The organism is Bradyrhizobium sp. (assembly GCF_049519115.1).
In the GTDB taxonomy this organism is placed as follows: domain Bacteria; phylum Pseudomonadota; class Alphaproteobacteria; order Rhizobiales; family Xanthobacteraceae; genus Bradyrhizobium.
Window position 1 is genome coordinate 37397 of the sequence record NZ_JBEKRB010000014.1, and the last position, 16695, is coordinate 54091.

13 protein-coding genes are annotated in these 16695 nt (G+C 62.5%); 8 read left to right on the forward strand and 5 right to left on the reverse strand.

What is annotated here, in order from left to right; translation table 11 throughout:
- Position 1: 1 nt before the first annotated feature.
- Genes ABSE61_RS13310 through ABSE61_RS13320 form a run of 3 tightly spaced genes read right to left on the reverse strand, consistent with a single transcriptional unit; the run spans position 2 to position 4798 of the window.
- On the reverse strand, positions 2 to 1744 hold the full coding sequence (locus ABSE61_RS13310; protein WP_423871581.1) for an ATP-binding response regulator: 1743 nt from the start codon (positions 1742 to 1744) through the stop codon (positions 2 to 4).
- Entirely contained in the window at positions 1714 to 3771 is a 2058-nt protein-coding gene (locus ABSE61_RS13315; RefSeq protein WP_423871656.1) for a sensor histidine kinase, read from the reverse strand. Before ABSE61_RS13315 ends, ABSE61_RS13310 begins: the two co-directional genes overlap by 31 nt.
- Positions 3772 to 3802: 31 nt before the next feature.
- On the reverse strand, positions 3803 to 4798 hold the full coding sequence (locus ABSE61_RS13320; protein WP_423871582.1) for a TRAP transporter substrate-binding protein: 996 nt from the start codon (positions 4796 to 4798) through the stop codon (positions 3803 to 3805).
- A 289-nt stretch (positions 4799 to 5087) separates the two neighbouring features.
- Here ABSE61_RS13320 and ABSE61_RS13325 point away from each other — a divergent pair, with 289 nt between their 5' ends.
- The 8 genes from ABSE61_RS13325 (at position 5088) to ABSE61_RS13360 (ending at position 13241) form a co-directional block, all read left to right on the forward strand.
- The gene (locus ABSE61_RS13325) at positions 5088 to 6707 is read left to right on the forward strand and encodes an ABC transporter substrate-binding protein (protein WP_423871583.1); all 1620 of its coding nucleotides are present in this window, start codon (positions 5088 to 5090) and stop codon (positions 6705 to 6707) included.
- Between the two features lie 38 nt (positions 6708 to 6745).
- Complete coding sequence (locus tag ABSE61_RS13330; RefSeq protein ID WP_423871584.1) at positions 6746 to 7753, forward strand: ABC transporter permease; 1008 nt, start codon at positions 6746 to 6748, stop codon at positions 7751 to 7753.
- Positions 7750 to 8652 carry an ABC transporter permease gene (locus ABSE61_RS13335; protein ID WP_423871585.1) on the forward strand — a complete coding sequence of 301 codons (903 nt, stop codon included), beginning with the start codon at positions 7750 to 7752 and terminating at the stop codon, positions 8650 to 8652. Before ABSE61_RS13330 ends, ABSE61_RS13335 begins: the two co-directional genes overlap by 4 nt.
- Before the next feature lie 93 nt (positions 8653 to 8745).
- Entirely contained in the window at positions 8746 to 10488 is a 1743-nt protein-coding gene (locus ABSE61_RS13340) for a dipeptide ABC transporter ATP-binding protein (RefSeq protein ID WP_423871586.1), read from the forward strand.
- Positions 10489 to 10521: 33 nt separating this feature from the next.
- On the forward strand, positions 10522 to 10704 hold the full coding sequence (locus ABSE61_RS13345) for a DUF4089 domain-containing protein (RefSeq protein WP_423871587.1): 183 nt from the start codon (positions 10522 to 10524) through the stop codon (positions 10702 to 10704).
- Between the two features lie 25 nt (positions 10705 to 10729).
- On the forward strand, positions 10730 to 12106 hold the full coding sequence (locus ABSE61_RS13350; RefSeq protein WP_423871588.1) for an AtzE family amidohydrolase: 1377 nt from the start codon (positions 10730 to 10732) through the stop codon (positions 12104 to 12106).
- Between the two features lie 14 nt (positions 12107 to 12120).
- A complete protein-coding gene (gene hpxZ / locus ABSE61_RS13355; RefSeq protein WP_423871589.1) occupies positions 12121 to 12519 on the forward strand; it encodes an oxalurate catabolism protein HpxZ in 399 nt (132 codons plus the stop codon).
- Positions 12516 to 13241 carry a GntR family transcriptional regulator gene (locus ABSE61_RS13360; protein ID WP_423871590.1) on the forward strand — a complete coding sequence of 242 codons (726 nt, stop codon included), beginning with the start codon at positions 12516 to 12518 and terminating at the stop codon, positions 13239 to 13241. The genes hpxZ and ABSE61_RS13360 overlap by 4 nt, the downstream gene beginning before the upstream one ends.
- Before the next feature lie 24 nt (positions 13242 to 13265).
- On the opposite strand, the gene atzF is transcribed toward ABSE61_RS13360, so the two are convergent.
- Entirely contained in the window at positions 13266 to 15059 is a 1794-nt protein-coding gene (gene atzF / locus ABSE61_RS13365) for an allophanate hydrolase (RefSeq protein ID WP_423871591.1), read from the reverse strand.
- 270 nt (positions 15060 to 15329) lie between these two features.
- Positions 15330 to 16613, reverse strand: a complete 1284-nt coding sequence (locus tag ABSE61_RS13370) for an NAD(P)/FAD-dependent oxidoreductase (protein ID WP_423871592.1) — start codon at positions 16611 to 16613, stop codon at positions 15330 to 15332.
- Between the last annotated feature and the right edge of the window lie 82 nt (positions 16614 to 16695).

Consider the following 16695-nt stretch of genomic DNA (forward strand, 5'->3'; position numbering starts at 1 on the left):
ATTACACGTCTGTTGCCGGCAATGTGATAGTGAATGTCGAACCTTGTCCAGGCCCGGCGCTGTTGGCCGTGACCTCGCCGCCATGCATATCGATAATGCGCTTGACGATCGATAGTCCGAGGCCAGTCGAACTCTCTCCGCCGGTGGGCTTGGCGGACAGGCGCTGGAAGCGCCCGAACAGCCGGCCTAGGTCCTCTGGCGACAGACCGGCGCCTTCATCGACGACGCGGATAACCGTCATTTTTGAATCCTCGCCGACCTGCACCGAAATCTTGCCCCCGATCGGGCTATATTTGATGGCATTGCTGATGAGATTGTCGATCGCCTCGCGGATTCGATCCGCGTCGCAGACGGTCGTGTGGTTCGGCGAGGCCGAAACCGTAATCGATTGCTGCTTGTTGACCGCAAGCGGCTGATTGGCATCGGCCACTTCGCCAACCAGCGCGGCAATATCGACCGGTTCGCGGCGGATGGTGATGTCGAATGCATCCGCCATCGCATCGGAGATCAGGTGATCGACCATCGAGGTCAAACGCTTGGTGGCGTCACGGATATGTTCGACCTGGGACGTCACATTGTCGCGGGAAGAGCCGGCGGCGATCAGTTCGGTCAGCATTTCGGTGCGGCCGAGAATGACGCTCAGCGGATTCTTCAGGTCGTGGGCGACGGTGCCGAGAATCTCGTTCTTGAAACCGTTGGCACGTTGCAGCCGCAGCCATTGCGCCGAGAGCCTGCGGTTGGCCTGCATCAGCGCGCGGGTGCGTTGGGTGACGCGATCCTCGAGCTGGGTATTGGCCTGCTGGAGCTGCTGATAGAGGATGACGTTATCGAAGGCGATCGAAAGCCGGCTGCCGAAGATCTCGACCAGCGAGCGGTCGGTCTCCGACAGTTGCCGCTCCGCCTGCAACAGCACCACGACTTCACGCCCGCTGCCGGTGCGGACGTAGAGCACGGTGCGCTGATCGACGAATTCGTGTTTGCGGCGCTTGAAGGCAGCCTCGACCATCGAACGCAAATCGGCATCGAGCGATTTGGCGCTGGTGGTGCCGATGAAACGGCTGTAGCAGCCGGAGCCCGCCAACACTGAAAAATCGTCGTTGGCGTCGCCGCCGTCGCGCAGCACCAGGATGCCGGCACAGTCGACGTTGAGGAGCGAGGCGATCTGGGTCAGCACGCCTTCGGCGAGGCGCTGCATCGACTTGAAGTCGTAAAGCGTCGAGGCAGCGTCGATGATGATTTCCAGCCCGCGCCGGGTCTGCACCATGCGTTCGAGCTGCTGATAGCTGCGCAACGCCGCGGTGAGCGAGGTGAACAGCTTGTCGGCGGTGAGTTCCGTCTTCGCCTTGTAGTCGTTGATGTCGTACTGAACGATCACGCGGCGCTCGGGCGCCTGTCCGGGTTGTCCAGTGCGCAAGATGATGCGAACCGTCTCGTTACGAAGCTCGTTGCGGATATATTCGACCAGATCGAGGCCCGCGGCGTCGGTTTCCATGATGACGTCGAGCAGCACGGCGGCGATATCCGGATGCGCGCGCATCAGCGTCCGCCCCTCGCTGCCCGAATAGGCCGACAGGATCTCGAGGCCCTGTCCGTTGAGGCTATAATCGCTCAGCGCAAAGCGCGTGCCTTCATGCACCGCCTGATCGTCGTCGATGACCGCAATCTTCCATTTGCGCGCGCCGGAGACTTCCGGGTCGGCACCGGAATCGTCGATCAGGTGGAGGACATCGTCCTGTTCGGCCATGCAGAAGTCCTGTCGCGATCCTGGTTCTCGGTTGGCTGACCGCCCTTGGCGGCTTTGGGCATGATAATGCGAAACGTAGTCCCTTGTCCCGGTCTTGAATCCAGCATCATCCGGCCGCCCAGTTGCTGGGTCACGAGATTGTAAACGATGTGCAGGCCAAGTCCGGTACCGCCTTCGTTGCGACGCGTCGTGAAGAAGGGGTCGAACGCCTGGCGCTGCACGTCCGGCGTCATGCCGGCGCCGTCATCGGCAAATATGATCTCGACGTCGTCGCTGCCGCGGGGCTTTGCCGAAATCGTGATCGTCCCCGAGCGCCCGTCGGGAAAGGCATGCGTCGCGGCGTTCAGGAAAAGGTTGGTAAGGATCTGGCCATAAGAGCCCGGATAGCCGTCGATGACGAGATTTTCAGGCACTTCGACCACCAGCGCGATCGACGCCTTCTTCAGCGCAGGCCGCAGGCTCGCGACGATCTGGTCGGTCGCCTCGCTCAGATTGAAGGTGCGACGTTCGGCATGCGAGCGGTCGACCGCGACCTGCTTGAAGGATTGAATGAGTTCGCCGGCACGTTGCAGATTGCCCACCAATTGCTGGGCGGCATCGCGCGAGGTCCTGACGAATTCGTCGAGCTGCGAGCGCCGCAATCCGTTGCCGGTCTTCAATTCGTCCTCAAACGCTTCGGTGCGGCGTGCGAAACTCGAGGCAACCGTCAGGCTGATGCCGATCGGGTTGTTCACCTCATGGGCAACGCCCGCCACCAGGCCGCCGAGCGCGGCCAGACGTTCGGCGTCGATCAGGTTCTGCTGCGCGGTATTGAGTTCGTGCAGCGCGCTCTCCGCCTTTTCCTTGGAAGCGCGCAATTCGTCTTCGGTCTTCCGCTTGGCAATGGCGTTTTCGCGGAACACTTCCACCGCGCGCGCCATCTCGCCGACCTCGTCGTTGGCGCCGGTGCCTTGAACCCTGCGGTTATAGTCGCCCGAGGTGATCGCGTGCATCGCCGTCATGATCTGCTGCAACGGCAGGCGGATCGACAGCGCAATCAAAACCCCGGCGGTAATGATAATTCCCAAGAAAATCACGGCGATCGAAAGCACTTTTCGGGAAATGTCGGCGAGCGTCTGGTCGAAAGTCTCCTGTGCCCTCTGCTCGCGCTGGCGCATCTTGATCGACAATTCGTCGATGGCACTGGAAGCCTCGGCCTGGCTCGCGTCGATCGCGTCGCGCAAGAGTTCCGTGCGGTTGGTCAACTGCGCCGACAACTTCGCAAGACCTTCACTGAGCGCCTTGCTTCGCGCGTTCAGCCGTTGCAGCGCCATTCGTTGCAGATCGTTGTCGGCGAGATCGATCATCACGGGGATGGTCTGCTGGATGGTCTCGGTATTGCGGCTCGCTTCTTCGGCGGAAGCCGTGGCCAACGAGAGATAATAAGAGTTGGCGGCCACCAGCATGGTCGTGAAGGCCTCGCGGGATTTGCCGAGCGAGGGCCAGATCAGCGCATCGCGGTGGCCGGTGGCGCCCTCGATGATCGAATAAAGCCCGGCCATGTCGCGGGCCGGCGTGAGCACCTCATCTTCATAGGTTTTCGTGATCGTCGTCTGCACGGCGCTCAATCGGCTGAAGCCGTTGAGGAAGCGCTCGGTGACACGCTCGAGCCGTTCGACCGAGCCGGAAAGCATCGGATCGGTCGAAGCCCGCGTCGTCAGGGTGCCCAGCATCGTCTCGCGTACATGCGAGATCTCGGCGAACATTTCCGGGCTCGGCTGGTTGATGTAGCGATGGATCAGGTTTTGCAGATGGCCGGTTTCGCTCTCAAGCCGCGCCAGAATGTTGTCGGATTCCCGCGCCTGCCGCACATCGTCCCAGGCCGATCCCAGAACCTGGACGCCGTTCCAGATCATCGCGACCAGCACCACGACGACGGCCGAATTCAGCGCCGCGATCGACAGGATGCGCCAGCGGATCGGCACCGCGCGCACCAGCGCGACCAGCCGCGAATGGCCGCGTCCCGCGAACGTCGCGGGCGTTTCCATCGTCGCGGGCTGGCGCGCTTCCTGTTGCAATTCAGTTGACCTTGCGAATTCGTTCGATCAGCGCGGCTGCGGCCGGATCGCGCCGTGTCTTGGCGTAAATTCCATCCATCGCTGCTTCGAACGGCTTGCGATCGAACTCGCTCACGATCGTCACGCCGGCTGCCTGCGCCTGCCGGCGCGATTGCTCCTCGAGGTCTTTCCAGCGCTCGCGCATGAAACGGCTCGACTGCCGGGCGGCGTCGTGAAAGATCGCCTGATCTTCAGTCGTCAGGCTCGTCCAGGCCTTGAGCGACATCACCAGCACTTCGGGGCTCATCGTATGTTCGGTGAGCGTATAGAAACCGGCATATTTATAATGATCGGTGGTGACAAAGGACGGCCAGTTGTTTTCCGCACCGTCGATCAGCTTGGTGGCAAGGCCAGTGCGCACTTGCCCATAGGGCAGCTCGATCGGCTCTGCCCCGAGCGCCTTGACCATGTCGGACATCAGTTCCGATTGCTGCACGCGAAGCCTCAAACCCTTCATGTCGGCGATCGAGCGGATCGGCCTGACGCTGTTGTAGATCGACCTCGCGCCGGAATCGTAGAAGGCGAGGCCAACGAAACCATAGGGCTCGAAGCTGCCCAGGATTTCATCGCCGATCGGGCCATCGAGCACCTTCTGCAAGTGTTCGATGGAGCGGAACAGAAACGGCATCGCCAGCACGTTCATGGCCGGCACGAAACTTCCGATCAGCGCCACGTTGGTGCGGTTGAGATCGATGGCGCCGGCCCTGGTCTGTTCGATGGTCTCCTTTTCTTCGCCAAGCTGGCGCGAATGGAACACGCGAATCTGCAACCGGCCGTTGGTTTTCTTCTCGATCAACCGGCCCATGAATCGCAGCGCCTGGACGGTCGGGTAGTCCTCGCTCTGGGTGTCGGCGGCGCGAAATTCGCGCGCAGGGGCGCTCGTCGTGACGGCCGTCAGAACTAATGCAACGAACATGATGACGGTCCGCGAAAAGCCGGCGCGCGTATACACGGGCAACTTGTCCCCCCGTAATTAAGGCGATGACCGGGAAAAAAGGTTCAACGCAATTCCACGGCGAGATTTTTAAAGCACAACATGGCGGACCGATATCCTGCCTATTAATTCAGCAAGTTTATTTCTCTGTATGCAATGGATTTTTGCGTCCGCGCCGTCGGCGTGGTTGCGGCCGGCGAACGATCGACAAGCCAAATCAGGGATTTAACCGTCGGTTAACCAATCGTTAGGCCTTGGCACGAACCTTGCGAAGCTGGCTCCATAACCGACCCCTTTTGTGCTGGAGCATCCGATGAAGCGCCGCGATTTTCTTAAATCCGTTTCCGGAATCGCCGTCGGGGCTGCTGCAGCGCAAGCGCCCGCGATCTGGTCGCCGGCGAAAGCCGATGCGAGATCGGAAACATTGCTGGTCGTGACCGAAGGCGGTCCCAACAATCTCGACATTCATGGGGTCGGCACCAACCGTGCGGGCTACGAGGTGTCGTGGAATTGCTACGACCGGCTGATCGGCCACGAAACCAAGACGCTGCCCGACGGCACGTTGTCCTACGACCGCGACAAGTTCAAGCCGGAGCTCGCCGAGGACATGAACCTCAGCGACATGTCGGTGACGTTCAAATTGAAGAAGAACGCCAAATTCCACGACGGTACGCCGGTCACCGCAAAGGATGTCAAATGGTCGCTCGACCGTTCGGTCACGGTCGGCGGCTTCCCCACCGTGCAGATGAAAGCCGGTTCGCTGTCCGACAAGGAGCAGTTCGTCATCGTTGACGACAGCACCATTCGCGTCGATTTCGCCAAGAAGGACCGGCTGACGGTGCCTGATCTCGCCGTGATCGTGCCGAGCGTCTACAACTCCGAGCTCCTGAAAAAGAAGGCCACGGAAAAAGATCCTTGGGCGCTGGAATACACCAAGAGCAACACCGCCGGCAGCGGCGCCTACAAGGTAACGAGCTGGAAGCCGGGCGTCGAAACCGTCTACGAGCGCAACGAAGACTGGGTCGGCGGCAAGCTGCCCCAGCTCAAGAAGGTGATCTGGCGCACCGTGCCGTCGCAAGGCAATCGACGCGCTCTGATGGAACGCGGCGATGCCGACATCTCGTTCGACCTGTCGAGCAAGGACACGTTCGAGATGAAGAAGGACGGCAAGCTCGTCATCATCTCCAATCCGATCGGCAACGGCATGTATTCGATCGATCTGAATGTGACGAAGCCGCCATTCGACAATCCGAAGGTTCGTCAGGCCGTGGCCTACGCCTTGCCGTATCAGAAGATCATGGATGCGGCGATGTTCGGTCTTGCCAATCCGTTGTTCGGTGGTCCCTCCAACACCGTCGCCGATACGACCTGGCCGGCCAAGACCGGCTACGCCAATGACATGGCGAAGGCCAAGGCGCTGATGGCCGAAAGCGGCGCTTCAGATATCGAAACCACGATTTCCTACGATCTTGGCACCGGCGATGTCAGCGAGCCGGTGTCCGTGCTGGTGCAGGAGGCTCTCGGCCAGATCGGCATCAAGACTTCGATCAACAAGGTGCCGGGCGCGAATTGGCGCAGCGAAATGGCCAAGAAAAGCATGCCGCTGATGCTCAACTTTTTCTCCGGCTGGCTCGATTATCCCGAATATTTCTTCTTCTGGGCCTATTCCGGCCAGAACGCGATCTTCAACACGCCAAGCTACGTCAACCCCGACATGGACACCTTGATCGACGGCGCGCGCGCAGCGGCAGCCGTCGGCGACAAGGAAAAATATACCAGGGACGTCGAGGGCTTCATTTCCAAGGCCTACACGGAAGTCCCGCGAATTCCGTTGTTTCAGCCCTATCTCAATATCGCCACGCAGAAGAATATCTCCGGCTACGCCTACTGGTTTCACCGTCAGCTCGATTACCGCTCGATCGTAAAGGGTTAGAGGCCGGAAAACGCGGCGCCGCCGCCGGGAGGTCGAACATGGTGATCCTCAAACGGCTCGCAACCGTCATCCCGACCCTGATCGGTGTGATCGTCGTGACGTTTCTGCTGACGCGGGTACTGCCGGGCGATCCGGCGGTGTATTTCGCAGGCCCCGCGGCCACGCCGCAATCGATTGCCGAAATCCGCAAAAGCCTCGGGCTTGACCGGTCGCTGCCGGATCAATTCCTGCGCTACGTGAACGATCTTGCCCACGGCAACTTCGGCAACTCGCTGTCGACGGGCCAGCCGGTTGCGGCCGAAATCGCAAGCCGCCTGCCGGCCTCCGCCGAACTTACGTTGTTCGGCTTGTTCCTGGCGATCGCGATTGCGGTACCGCTCGGCATCTTTGCCGCCGTCAAACAAGGTTCTCTGATCGATCATCTTTGCCGCGTGATTGCGACCGCGGGCGTTTCGCTGCCGGTGTTCTTTACCGGGCTTCTGTTGGTCTACGTATTCTACTTCCGCCTCGGTTGGTCGCCCGCGCCGCTTGGCCGGCTTGATGCCTTTGCCACAAGCCCGCCCGATATCACCGGCTTCTTCCTGATCGACAGCCTGATCACCGGCAATTTCGAAACGTTTCGCGCCGCGTTCAGCCAATTGATCCTGCCGGCGGTGACACTGGCGGTGTTTTCGCTGGCGCCGATCACGCGCATGACCCGCGCCTCGATGCTGGCGGTGCTGGCGTCCGAATTCATCCGAACCGCGCGCGCCAGCGGCCTCAACAGTCGCACGGTGATCCTGACCTACGCGTTCCGTAACGCGTTGCTGCCGGTCGTGACCACGCTCGGCATGGTGTTCTCGTTTCTGCTCGGCGCCAATGTGCTGGTGGAAAAGGTCTTTGCGTGGCCCGGCATCGGCTCCTATGCGGTCGAGGCGCTGCTGCAGTCGGACTTCGCGCCGGTGCAGGGCTTCGTGCTGACGATGGCGGTGCTTTACGTCGCACTCAACCTGATCATCGACATGCTCTATGGCGTGATCGATCCGCGCGTGAGGGTTGACGCATGACCGAAGCGAGTCTCACCACGGCGCCAGCCGCAAACCTTCCGGCGAAGCCGCCGACCAACTCGCTTCTCCGCCATGCGATCTATGTGGTGGCTGACAATCCAGTTACCGGATTGTCGTTTGGCCTGTTCGTCCTGATCGCACTGTGCGCTTTAGTCGGTCCCTATGTCGTGCCTTACGATCCGCTCGCCAGCGACACCTCAGCGACATTGCAGTCACCATCGCTGCGGCACTGGTTCGGCACCGATCTGATCGGACGTGATATTTTCAGCCGCGTCGTGGTCGCTACCCGCCTCGACTTCGTGATCGCGATTGCCTCGGTCGCCCTGGTGCTTGCCATCGGCGGGCTCGCCGGCATCGCCGCCGGCTTTTTCGGCGGATGGACCGACCGCATCATCGGGCGCATCTCCGACACCATCATGGCGTTTCCGCTTTTTGTGCTCGCGATGGGCATCGTCGCGGCGCTCGGCAATACCGTGACCAACATCGTGATCGCGACCGCGATTATTAATTTCCCGCTTTACGTCCGCGTTGCCCGCGCCGAAGCCAATGTGCGGCGCGATGCCGGGTTTGTGCAGGCCGCACGGCTTTCCGGCAACAGCGACATGCGGATTTTGCTGACGCATATCCTGCCCAACATCATGCCGATCATGATGGTGCAGGTGTCGCTGACCATGGGCTATGCCATCCTCAATGCCGCCGGCCTGTCGTTCATTGGGCTTGGCGTCAAGCCGCCGACGCCGGAGTGGGGAATCATGGTGGCGGAGGGCGCGACCAACATCATTTCCGGCGAGTGGTGGGTGGCTTTCTTTCCCGGCGGGGCGCTGATGATCGCGGTGTTCTGCTTCAACCTGCTCGGCGATGGTTTGCGCGATCTGGTCGATCCGCAGCGGAGGACGTGAGAGCATGATCCGGAAAAGTGGGTACCGGTTTTCCCACGCGACAAACGCGGAACGCGTTTGCGCGGAGATCATGCTCAAGAGAATGAGTGTGACATGAACGCCTTGCCGCTGCTCGACGTCAACGATCTCACAGTGGAATTCGCCACCCGGCGCGGCATCGTCAAGGCCGTGCAGCATGTCAACATCGCGGTCGCCAAGGGTGAGACGCTCGGCATCGTCGGCGAGTCCGGGTCCGGCAAATCAGTAACGTCTTACGCCGTGATGCGGATTCTCGATCGCGCCGGCAAGATCGCCGAAGGCTCCGTTCAATTCTCCGGCGTCGATGTCCGGGCGGCGACCGAAGATCAGATGCGCGACATGCGCGGCCGCGAAATGTCGATGATCTTCCAAAGCCCGCGGCTCGCGCTCAACCCGATCCGCAAGATCGGCCACCAGATCGAGGACGTGCTGCTGCAGCACGTTCAGGTCGATCGCTCGCAGGTGACGGACCGCGCGATAGCAGCGCTCGAGCAGGTTAAGATCGCGCGTCCCCGCGAGCGCTATCATGCCTATCCGTTCGAGCTCTCGGGTGGCATGTGTCAGCGGGTGGTGATCGCGCTGGCGCTGGCCTGCGGTCCGCGCCTTCTGATCGCCGACGAGCCCACCACCGGTCTCGACGTCACGACCCAGAAGGCGGTGATGGACCTCGTCGTCGAACTCACCAAAGCGCGAAGCATGTCGACCATCCTGATCACGCACGATCTCGGCCTTGCGGCGGCCTATTGCGATCGCGTCGTGGTGATGGAGAAAGGACGCGTGGTCGAAACCGCGCTCTCCGCCAATATCTTCGCCAAGCCCGAACATCCCTATACGCGGAAATTGATGCGCGCGACGCCGCGGATCGGCGTCTCCTTGCGCGATCTGTTGCCGGAGGAAGAGGCGGCTTTGCTGCCGGCGCCGCCCGTGGCCACCTCCGTTTCTGCAAACGGGAAAAGCGAGGAAGGCGTAAACGCTTCAACCAAACCGCTTCTGCTCGTCGAAAAGCTGGTGAAGGAATATCCGCGCCAGGGCGCGCCGGCGATGCTCGCCAAATTGTTCGCGCGCAAGCCGCCGGCCGAGCCTGAGATTTTCCGCGCGGTCGACGGCATCAGCTTTACGGTCGGCCATGGCGAAAGCGTCGGCCTCGTCGGTGAATCCGGCTGCGGCAAGTCCACGACCTCGATGATGGTGATGCGGCTGCTGGACCAGACGTCCGGCCGCATCATGTTCGACGGCGAAGAGATCGGCGGCATCCTGCCGAATGCTTTTGCGCGATTGCCGCAGCGCAAGAGCATCCAGATGGTGTTCCAGGATCCGACCGACAGCCTCAACCCGCGCTTCACCGCGGTGCGCGCGATCGCCGATCCGATTCTGAGGCTGGGGAACATCAGTGGGCGCGATGCGCTGCGGGCACGCTGTGAGGAACTAGCGACCTTGGTAGGTCTGCCGGTCAATCTGCTCGATCGTTTTCCGCATCAATTGTCGGGCGGACAGAAGGCCCGCGTCGGCATTGCCCGTGCGATGGCGCTCAATCCGAAGCTCGTCATCCTCGACGAGCCGACCGCGGCGCTCGACGTTTCGGTGCAGGCGGTGGTCTTGAACCTGCTTCAGGACCTCAAGCAGTCGCTCGGCATGAGCTATTTGTTCGTCTCGCACGATTTGAACGTGGTGCGGCTATTGTGCGACCGTGTCATTGTGATGCGGACCGGGCGAATCGTCGAACAGGGGACGTCTGACCAGGTCTTGGGCGATCCGCAAAATGCCTATACAAAGGAGCTGCTCACGGCTATTCCCCATCCGCCGCTACCGGCGGCCTGATTGGGGACTGAACTACCGAACTAAAAGGCTGAAATGTCAGAAGATTCGCTGGACGATTATATCGACGCGGCCGCCAAGGCCCTGAGGCTTCCGGTCAAGGAAGCCTGGAAACCTACTGTGCGGGCCAATCTCGAAGTGTCCTTGAAGATGGCGCGGGTGGTGGACGAGTTTGCATTCTCTGACGCAGCCGAGCCCGCCAGTGTCTTCACCGCTTGATACCGTGGCAGGTGCCGGAGACGGAATGTCTGCGCTCGACATCGCGCTCTCCGTCAAGGACAAGAAATTCTCGGCGCTGAGCGCCACTGAAGCCGTGCTCGCGCGGATCGCCAAACACGATGCGGTCCTGAACTCCTTTACCGACGTCACTGCCGAACGGGCCCGTGCGAAAGCGCGCGCCGTCGATGCCTCGATCGCGGCCGGTAAAACGGCGGGACCACTTGCCGGCGTGCCGTTTGCCGTGAAGAACCTGTTCGACGTCAAGGGGCTGCCGACGCGAGCCGGATCGAAGATCAACCGCGATCTTCCCCCAGCCGTGCGCGACGCCACGCTGGTCGAGCGGCTGGAGGCTGCCGGCGCCGTGCTGGTCGGCGCGCTCAACATGGGCGAATACGCCTACGATTTCACCGGCGAGAACATTCACGACGGGCCGTCGCGCAATCCGCATGATCTCACGCGGATGACCGGCGGCTCCTCGGGCGGTTCGGGCGGTGCCGTCGGCGGTGCGCTGGTTCCGCTGGCGCTCGGCTCGGACACCAACGGTTCGATCCGGGTGCCGTCGTCGTTTTGTGGAATCTTCGGATTGAAGCCGACCTATGGCCGGCTCTCTCGCGCGCGCTCGTTTCCGTTCGTGTTCTCATTCGATCATGTCGGTCCGCTGGCACGCTCGGTCAGCGACCTAGCGCTCGCCTATGACGCGATGCAAGGACCGGACGCAGGCGATGCGGCCTGCACGACCCGGCCGGTCGAGCCGGCATTGCCCTCGCTCGCCCAGGGCATCGGCGATTTGCGAATTGCGATTGCGGGCGGCTACTTCCAGAAGAACGTCTTCCCTGAGGCGACCGAAGCGGTCGGGCGCGTGGCAAAAGCGCTTGGCGCGAGCCGCACGGTCGAAATTCCGGAAGCGGCGCGCGCCCGCGCCGCGGCTTACGTCATCTCGACCTGCGAAGGCGCTTCGCTCCATCTCGATCGCCTGCGCACGCGGCCGGACGATTTCGATCCCGCGGTGCGCGACCGCCTGATCGCGGGCGCCATGATTCCGGCGCCGATGGTCGATCGCGCGCAAAAATTCCGCCGCTGGTACCGTGCGCAGGTGCTGGAGCTGTTCAAATCGGTCGACGTGATCCTGGCGCCGGCGACACCTTGTGTGGCGCCGAAACTGGGTCAGGTGAATTTCACGCTCGATGGCGTCGAACTGCCGGTCCGCGCCAATATCGGCATCCACACCCAGCCGATCTCCTTTATCGGTTTGCCGGTGGTGGCGGTTCCGGTGCCGTTGGAGCCGATGCCGATCGGTGTGCAGATCATTGCCGCGCCCTGGCGCGAAGACATCGCGCTGCGCGTGGCCGCCGCGCTGGAACGGCAGGGGGTCGTGTCTGCGCCACGGCCAAGAGCAATTTGAGTGGGAATTTAAGGATGCAGGTCGATCTTCCCGATGTGCTTGCCGAGGTAACCGCAGAATTCGCGCGTTACGAACAGGCGCTGGTGACCAACGATGTCGTGGTGCTCGACGAATTGTTCCGCGACGACCCGCGTACGCTGCGCTATGGCGGGGGTGAAAATCTCTACGGCTATCAAGAGATCATGGCGTTTCGCGCGGCGCGCCCTTCCGTTGGCCTAATGCGCCGGACCGACCGCACGTTGATCACGACCTACGGCCGCGACATGGCGGTGGCCTCGACGCTGTTTTATCGCGAATCCTCGCCCGGCAAGGTCGGGCGGCAGATGCAGACATGGGTACGGTTTTCGGAAGGGTGGAAAATCGTAGCCGCCCATGTCAGCATGATCGACGAACCGCGGGATCAAAAGGCATGAGCCTTGACGACCTCCCAGACCTGGCATCGCTTGGCGCTATTTCGGAAGCGAAGGCGATCGTTCGTCGCAGCCCGCGCGTCGATAAACTGACTCGCGCCGAAGAACTGCGTCTGCAACTGGCCGACGAGATCGTAAGTGGCGCGCTGGCGCCGGGGTCGGCGTTGGACGAGACCGACATCGCGCGGCGTTTCAATGTGTCGCGCACCCCGGTACGCGAGGCGTTGCGGCAGCTTGCGGCCTCAGGCCTTGTTGAGGCGCGCGCGCATCGCGGCGCGGTAGTGGCGCAACCCTCGATCGAGCGCCTGAGCGGGATGTTCGAGGCGATGGCGGAACTTGAAGCGTTGTGCGCGGGGCTGGCCGCAGAGCGGATGACGCCGGCCGAGCGCTACCGGCTCGAAGCGATCCACGAGGAATTGCGGGTGCTGAGCTACGCCGGCGATCCCGATCGCTTTCACGAGGTCAACGAGCGCTTTCACGGCTCGATCTATGCCGGTTCGCAAAACGGTCATATCGCCGAGATTACGCTCGCAACACGCAAGCGCGTGCAGCCGTTCCGCCGCGCCCAGTTCCGCAATCTCGGGCGGCTCGGGCAATCGCATGCCGAGCACGATCGCGTGGTGGTGGCCATCATGCGCGGCGACCGCAACGGCGCGGCGAACGCCATGCGCGCGCATATCGAGCGGGTGCACGGCGAATACGCGCTTTATGCGGTTTCGGTGTAAGAAACACCGCCGCGCTCTCGCGCGTTATCCCGTCTTCGCCACAAAGCTGCGCCAGCCGCCAAAGGCGGAAATGTCCTTGGCGCTGCCGATATCGGCGGCTTCCACGATAAAGCCTTTGATGCCGCGACCGTCTTTCAGACGGACCGTGCCGATCGACAGCGGCGGCGGGATCGCGTCGACGAATTTGGCAAAGGCCGCCGCCGGCAGTGCCCAGAGTTCGATCTCGATCGAGGTGCCGCTGCCCGCTTCGACGCGCAGCATTCCGGGCTTGGGCGGCGCGGTCGGAAGCGCATAGAGGCGATAGTCGGGCGCGGTCGAGGTCGCCTCCAGCAGTCGGCCGCCATGCGCCTTCAATTCGCTGTTGAGCGCCATGCCGGAGAGGTGCGCGCCGACCACCGCGATCGGAATTTCATCGCCGGTCAAGGCGAGGTTGAGATCGGCCAATGGCGGCATCACCACGCCCTTGGCGCCCAACGTGAGGTTGGTCTGGGACTGGAAGACCCGGCCGATGCTCGCGAGCAGTGCGTCCTCGCCGGCCGGCGCGAGCAGTGTGATGCCGAACGGAATTTCGTCGGACCGGATCGCCGACGGCAATGCGAGACCGCAGAGGTCGAGCAGGTTGACGAAGTTGGTATAGGTCCCGAGTCGCGAGTTGAGTTCGATCGGGTTGGCCAGTACCTGCGCGGTCGAATAGGCGGTCGGTGCAGTCGGCAGCACCAGCGCGTCGATGTCGGCGAAGGCATGTTCGGCCGTGCGCCGCAATGCCTGCAGCCGGTAGAGCGCGGCGAAGGTGTCCGCAGCCGAGAGCCGGCTGCCGGCAATTGTGATCTCGCGGGTGACGGGATGAATGGCGTCGGGCGAGGACGCCAGCATGTTGCGGATCACAAGGTAACGTTCCGCGACCCATGGACCTTCATAGAGCAGCCGCGCGGTTTCGTAGAGCGGCTCGAGATCGAAGCTCACGAGCGTCGCGCCCAACGCGCGCCACTTCTCGATCGCCGCCGCGTAGGCCGCTTCCTGTGCCTTGTCGCCGAAGAAGATGAGTTGGCCGTCGCGCGGCACGCCGAGCCGCAAGCCGGTGGGAAACGGGCTCATCCTCGATAGCGTCCGGTTGCGCGAAAACGGATCCGACCTGTCGGGGCCGGCCATGGCTTCAAGCGCGGTCACCGCATCGTCGACCGTGAGCGAGAACACCGATACGCAATCGAGCGTGCGGCAGGCCGGCACAACGCCCGCGGTCGGAATGAGGCCAAGGCTCGGTTTCAATCCGACGATATTGTTGAACATCGCCGGCACACGTCCGCTTCCTGCGGTATCGGTGCCGAGCGAGAGCGGCACCAGTCCGGTCGAGACGGCGACGGCCGATCCCGAACTCGAGCCGCCCGGAATGAGATCGGCGCGCATCGGATTGGTGGGAATGCCGTAAGGCGAGCGCACGCCGACGAGGCCGGTTGCGAACTGGTCGAGATTGGTCTTGCCGATGATGATGGCGCCGGCCCGGCGCAGCCGTGCGACCGCGATTGCATCGCGAGTCGGTGTGTAGGAATAGGCGGGACAGGCAGCTGTGGTCGGCAGCCCCGCCACATCGATATTGTCCTTCACGGCGACCGGAATACCGTAGAGCGGCAGTTCGCTCGCCTCTTTGTTGGCGGCAAGCGCTTCGGTTTCGGCAATCGCGTCCTTCTCGTCGCGCAAGGAGATGAAGATAGCGGGATCGTTGTGTTCGCGGATGCGCTGAAAACTGCGCGCCACGGTTTGCGCAGGCGACTGGCGGCCGGCGCGATGCGCGGCAACGATCGCGGCAACAGTCTCGCTCACGCGCCACCTCGATCCGCGCTGACATCGCGCAGCACGCGCGTCGATTGAATCCAGGAAGGTGAAGGCGCCATATCCGAGTGTACTCTGGAGGTGCGGGAATTTTTCGTTTTTCGAAGCAATTGGTGTGCCATTGTGTACATCGGTTGGGCGGTGCCTATTTGGCAGGATGGCCCAGTCTTATCAACTGTTTGTGGGAATTTCACGCAGGCTCGCGCCTCGCCCCGGCGTGACATCGTGCTGATTTCGCGGGCAGGCCCAAGGTTCGCCTCTTCAACGCGCTACCTTGCTCGAACCTTGCGTAATCAGCCGTGCGGCGCGCTGGTCGCGGGCATGAATCCAGAGCCAGCTAATGGCAACGCTGAGCCGGTTGCGCAAGCCGATCAGGAAGTAAATGTGGGCGATGCCCCAGATCCACCAGGCAATCGTGCCGCGCAGCTTGATCGCGCCGAAATCGATCACCGCCTTGCGCTTGCCGATCTGGGCCAGACTGCCGGCATGACTGTAACGAAACGGCGCAGGCGTCTCGCCGCGCAAACGCGCTCTTATCGATGCCGCGACATGGCGGCCCTGTTGCTTGGCGGCGGGCGCGATGCCGGGCACCGGGTTTCCTTGGCGATCGGCGATCGTGACGGTGTCGCCGACCGCGAAAATATCGGGATGACCGGGAACGGTCAGATCGGGCAGCACCTGCAGCCGGCCGGCGCGGTCGGCGGGAGCGTGCAGCCATTCGGCGGCGCGGGAGGCACGCACGCCGGCGGCCCAGATGAGCGTTCTCGCGTGCAACGCCTTGCCACCGAAGACGACGCCGTCGGCGGAGCATTCGGTGACGGGCTGACCGAGAATAACTTCGACGCCGATCGCCTCGAGTGAACGCTGCGCATAAGCCGAAAGGTCGTCCGGAAAGCCCGCCAGCACGCGCGGACCGGCCTCGATCAGCACGACACGCGCCTGATGGGTATCGATGTTGCGAAAATCCGGCGGTAGCGTGTCGCGTGCGAGTTCGGCAATGGTGCCCGCGATCTCGACGCCGGTCGGGCCGGCGCCGACGATCACGAAGGTCAGAAGCGCGGCGCGTTTTTCCGGATCGCTTTCACGCTCGGCGCGCTCGAAGGCGACCAGGATTCGACGCCGCAACGTAGTGGCGTCTTCGAGCGTTTTCAGGCCCGGCGCAAACGGCTCCCATTCGTCGTGGCCGAAATACGCGTGGCGCGCGCCGGTCGCGAGCACCAGCGTGTCGTAGGGGAGCGTATCGCCGTCGTCGAGCAGCACGCGTTTGTTGTCGGCGTCGATACCGCTGACGGTGGCGAACAAGGTCGTGACGTCGCTACGGTCGCGCAGCAGATAGCGGATCGGCCAGGCGATTTCGGAGGTGGCCAGCGAGGCGGTCGCGACCTGATAGAGCAACGGCTGAAACAGATGGTGGTTGCGGCGGTCGACGAGCGTGATCGCGACCGGGGCGCCCTTTAGCCGCAGCGCGCATTCAAGCCCGCCGAAGCCGGCGCCGACGATTACCACGCGATGGGTTGATTTCGGATGAGACACTTCTGTCGTCATGGCGCCCTCTAGGTTCGAACGGCTCCCTCTATTGGTGTAAGCGTTCGGCCGCTGCACTCAAGACCGCCTTGTTGATCGGCTG

Coding starts and splice junctions, on each gene's coding strand:
- ABSE61_RS13340 (WP_423871586.1), top strand. CDS start 8,746: ATGAACGCCTTGCCGCTGCTCGACGTCAACGATCTCACAGTGGAATTC.
- ABSE61_RS13330 (WP_423871584.1), top strand. CDS start 6,746: ATGGTGATCCTCAAACGGCTCGCAACCGTCATCCCGACCCTGATCGGT.
- hpxZ (WP_423871589.1), top strand. CDS start 12,121: ATGCAGGTCGATCTTCCCGATGTGCTTGCCGAGGTAACCGCAGAATTC.
- ABSE61_RS13310 (WP_423871581.1), bottom strand. CDS start 1,744: ATGGCCGAACAGGACGATGTCCTCCACCTGATCGACGATTCCGGTGCC.
- ABSE61_RS13360 (WP_423871590.1), top strand. CDS start 12,516: ATGAGCCTTGACGACCTCCCAGACCTGGCATCGCTTGGCGCTATTTCG.
- ABSE61_RS13335 (WP_423871585.1), top strand. CDS start 7,750: ATGACCGAAGCGAGTCTCACCACGGCGCCAGCCGCAAACCTTCCGGCG.
- ABSE61_RS13350 (WP_423871588.1), top strand. CDS start 10,730: ATGTCTGCGCTCGACATCGCGCTCTCCGTCAAGGACAAGAAATTCTCG.
- ABSE61_RS13370 (WP_423871592.1), bottom strand. CDS start 16,613: ATGACGACAGAAGTGTCTCATCCGAAATCAACCCATCGCGTGGTAATC.
- ABSE61_RS13315 (WP_423871656.1), bottom strand. CDS start 3,771: ATGGAAACGCCCGCGACGTTCGCGGGACGCGGCCATTCGCGGCTGGTC.
- ABSE61_RS13345 (WP_423871587.1), top strand. CDS start 10,522: ATGTCAGAAGATTCGCTGGACGATTATATCGACGCGGCCGCCAAGGCC.
- ABSE61_RS13325 (WP_423871583.1), top strand. CDS start 5,088: ATGAAGCGCCGCGATTTTCTTAAATCCGTTTCCGGAATCGCCGTCGGG.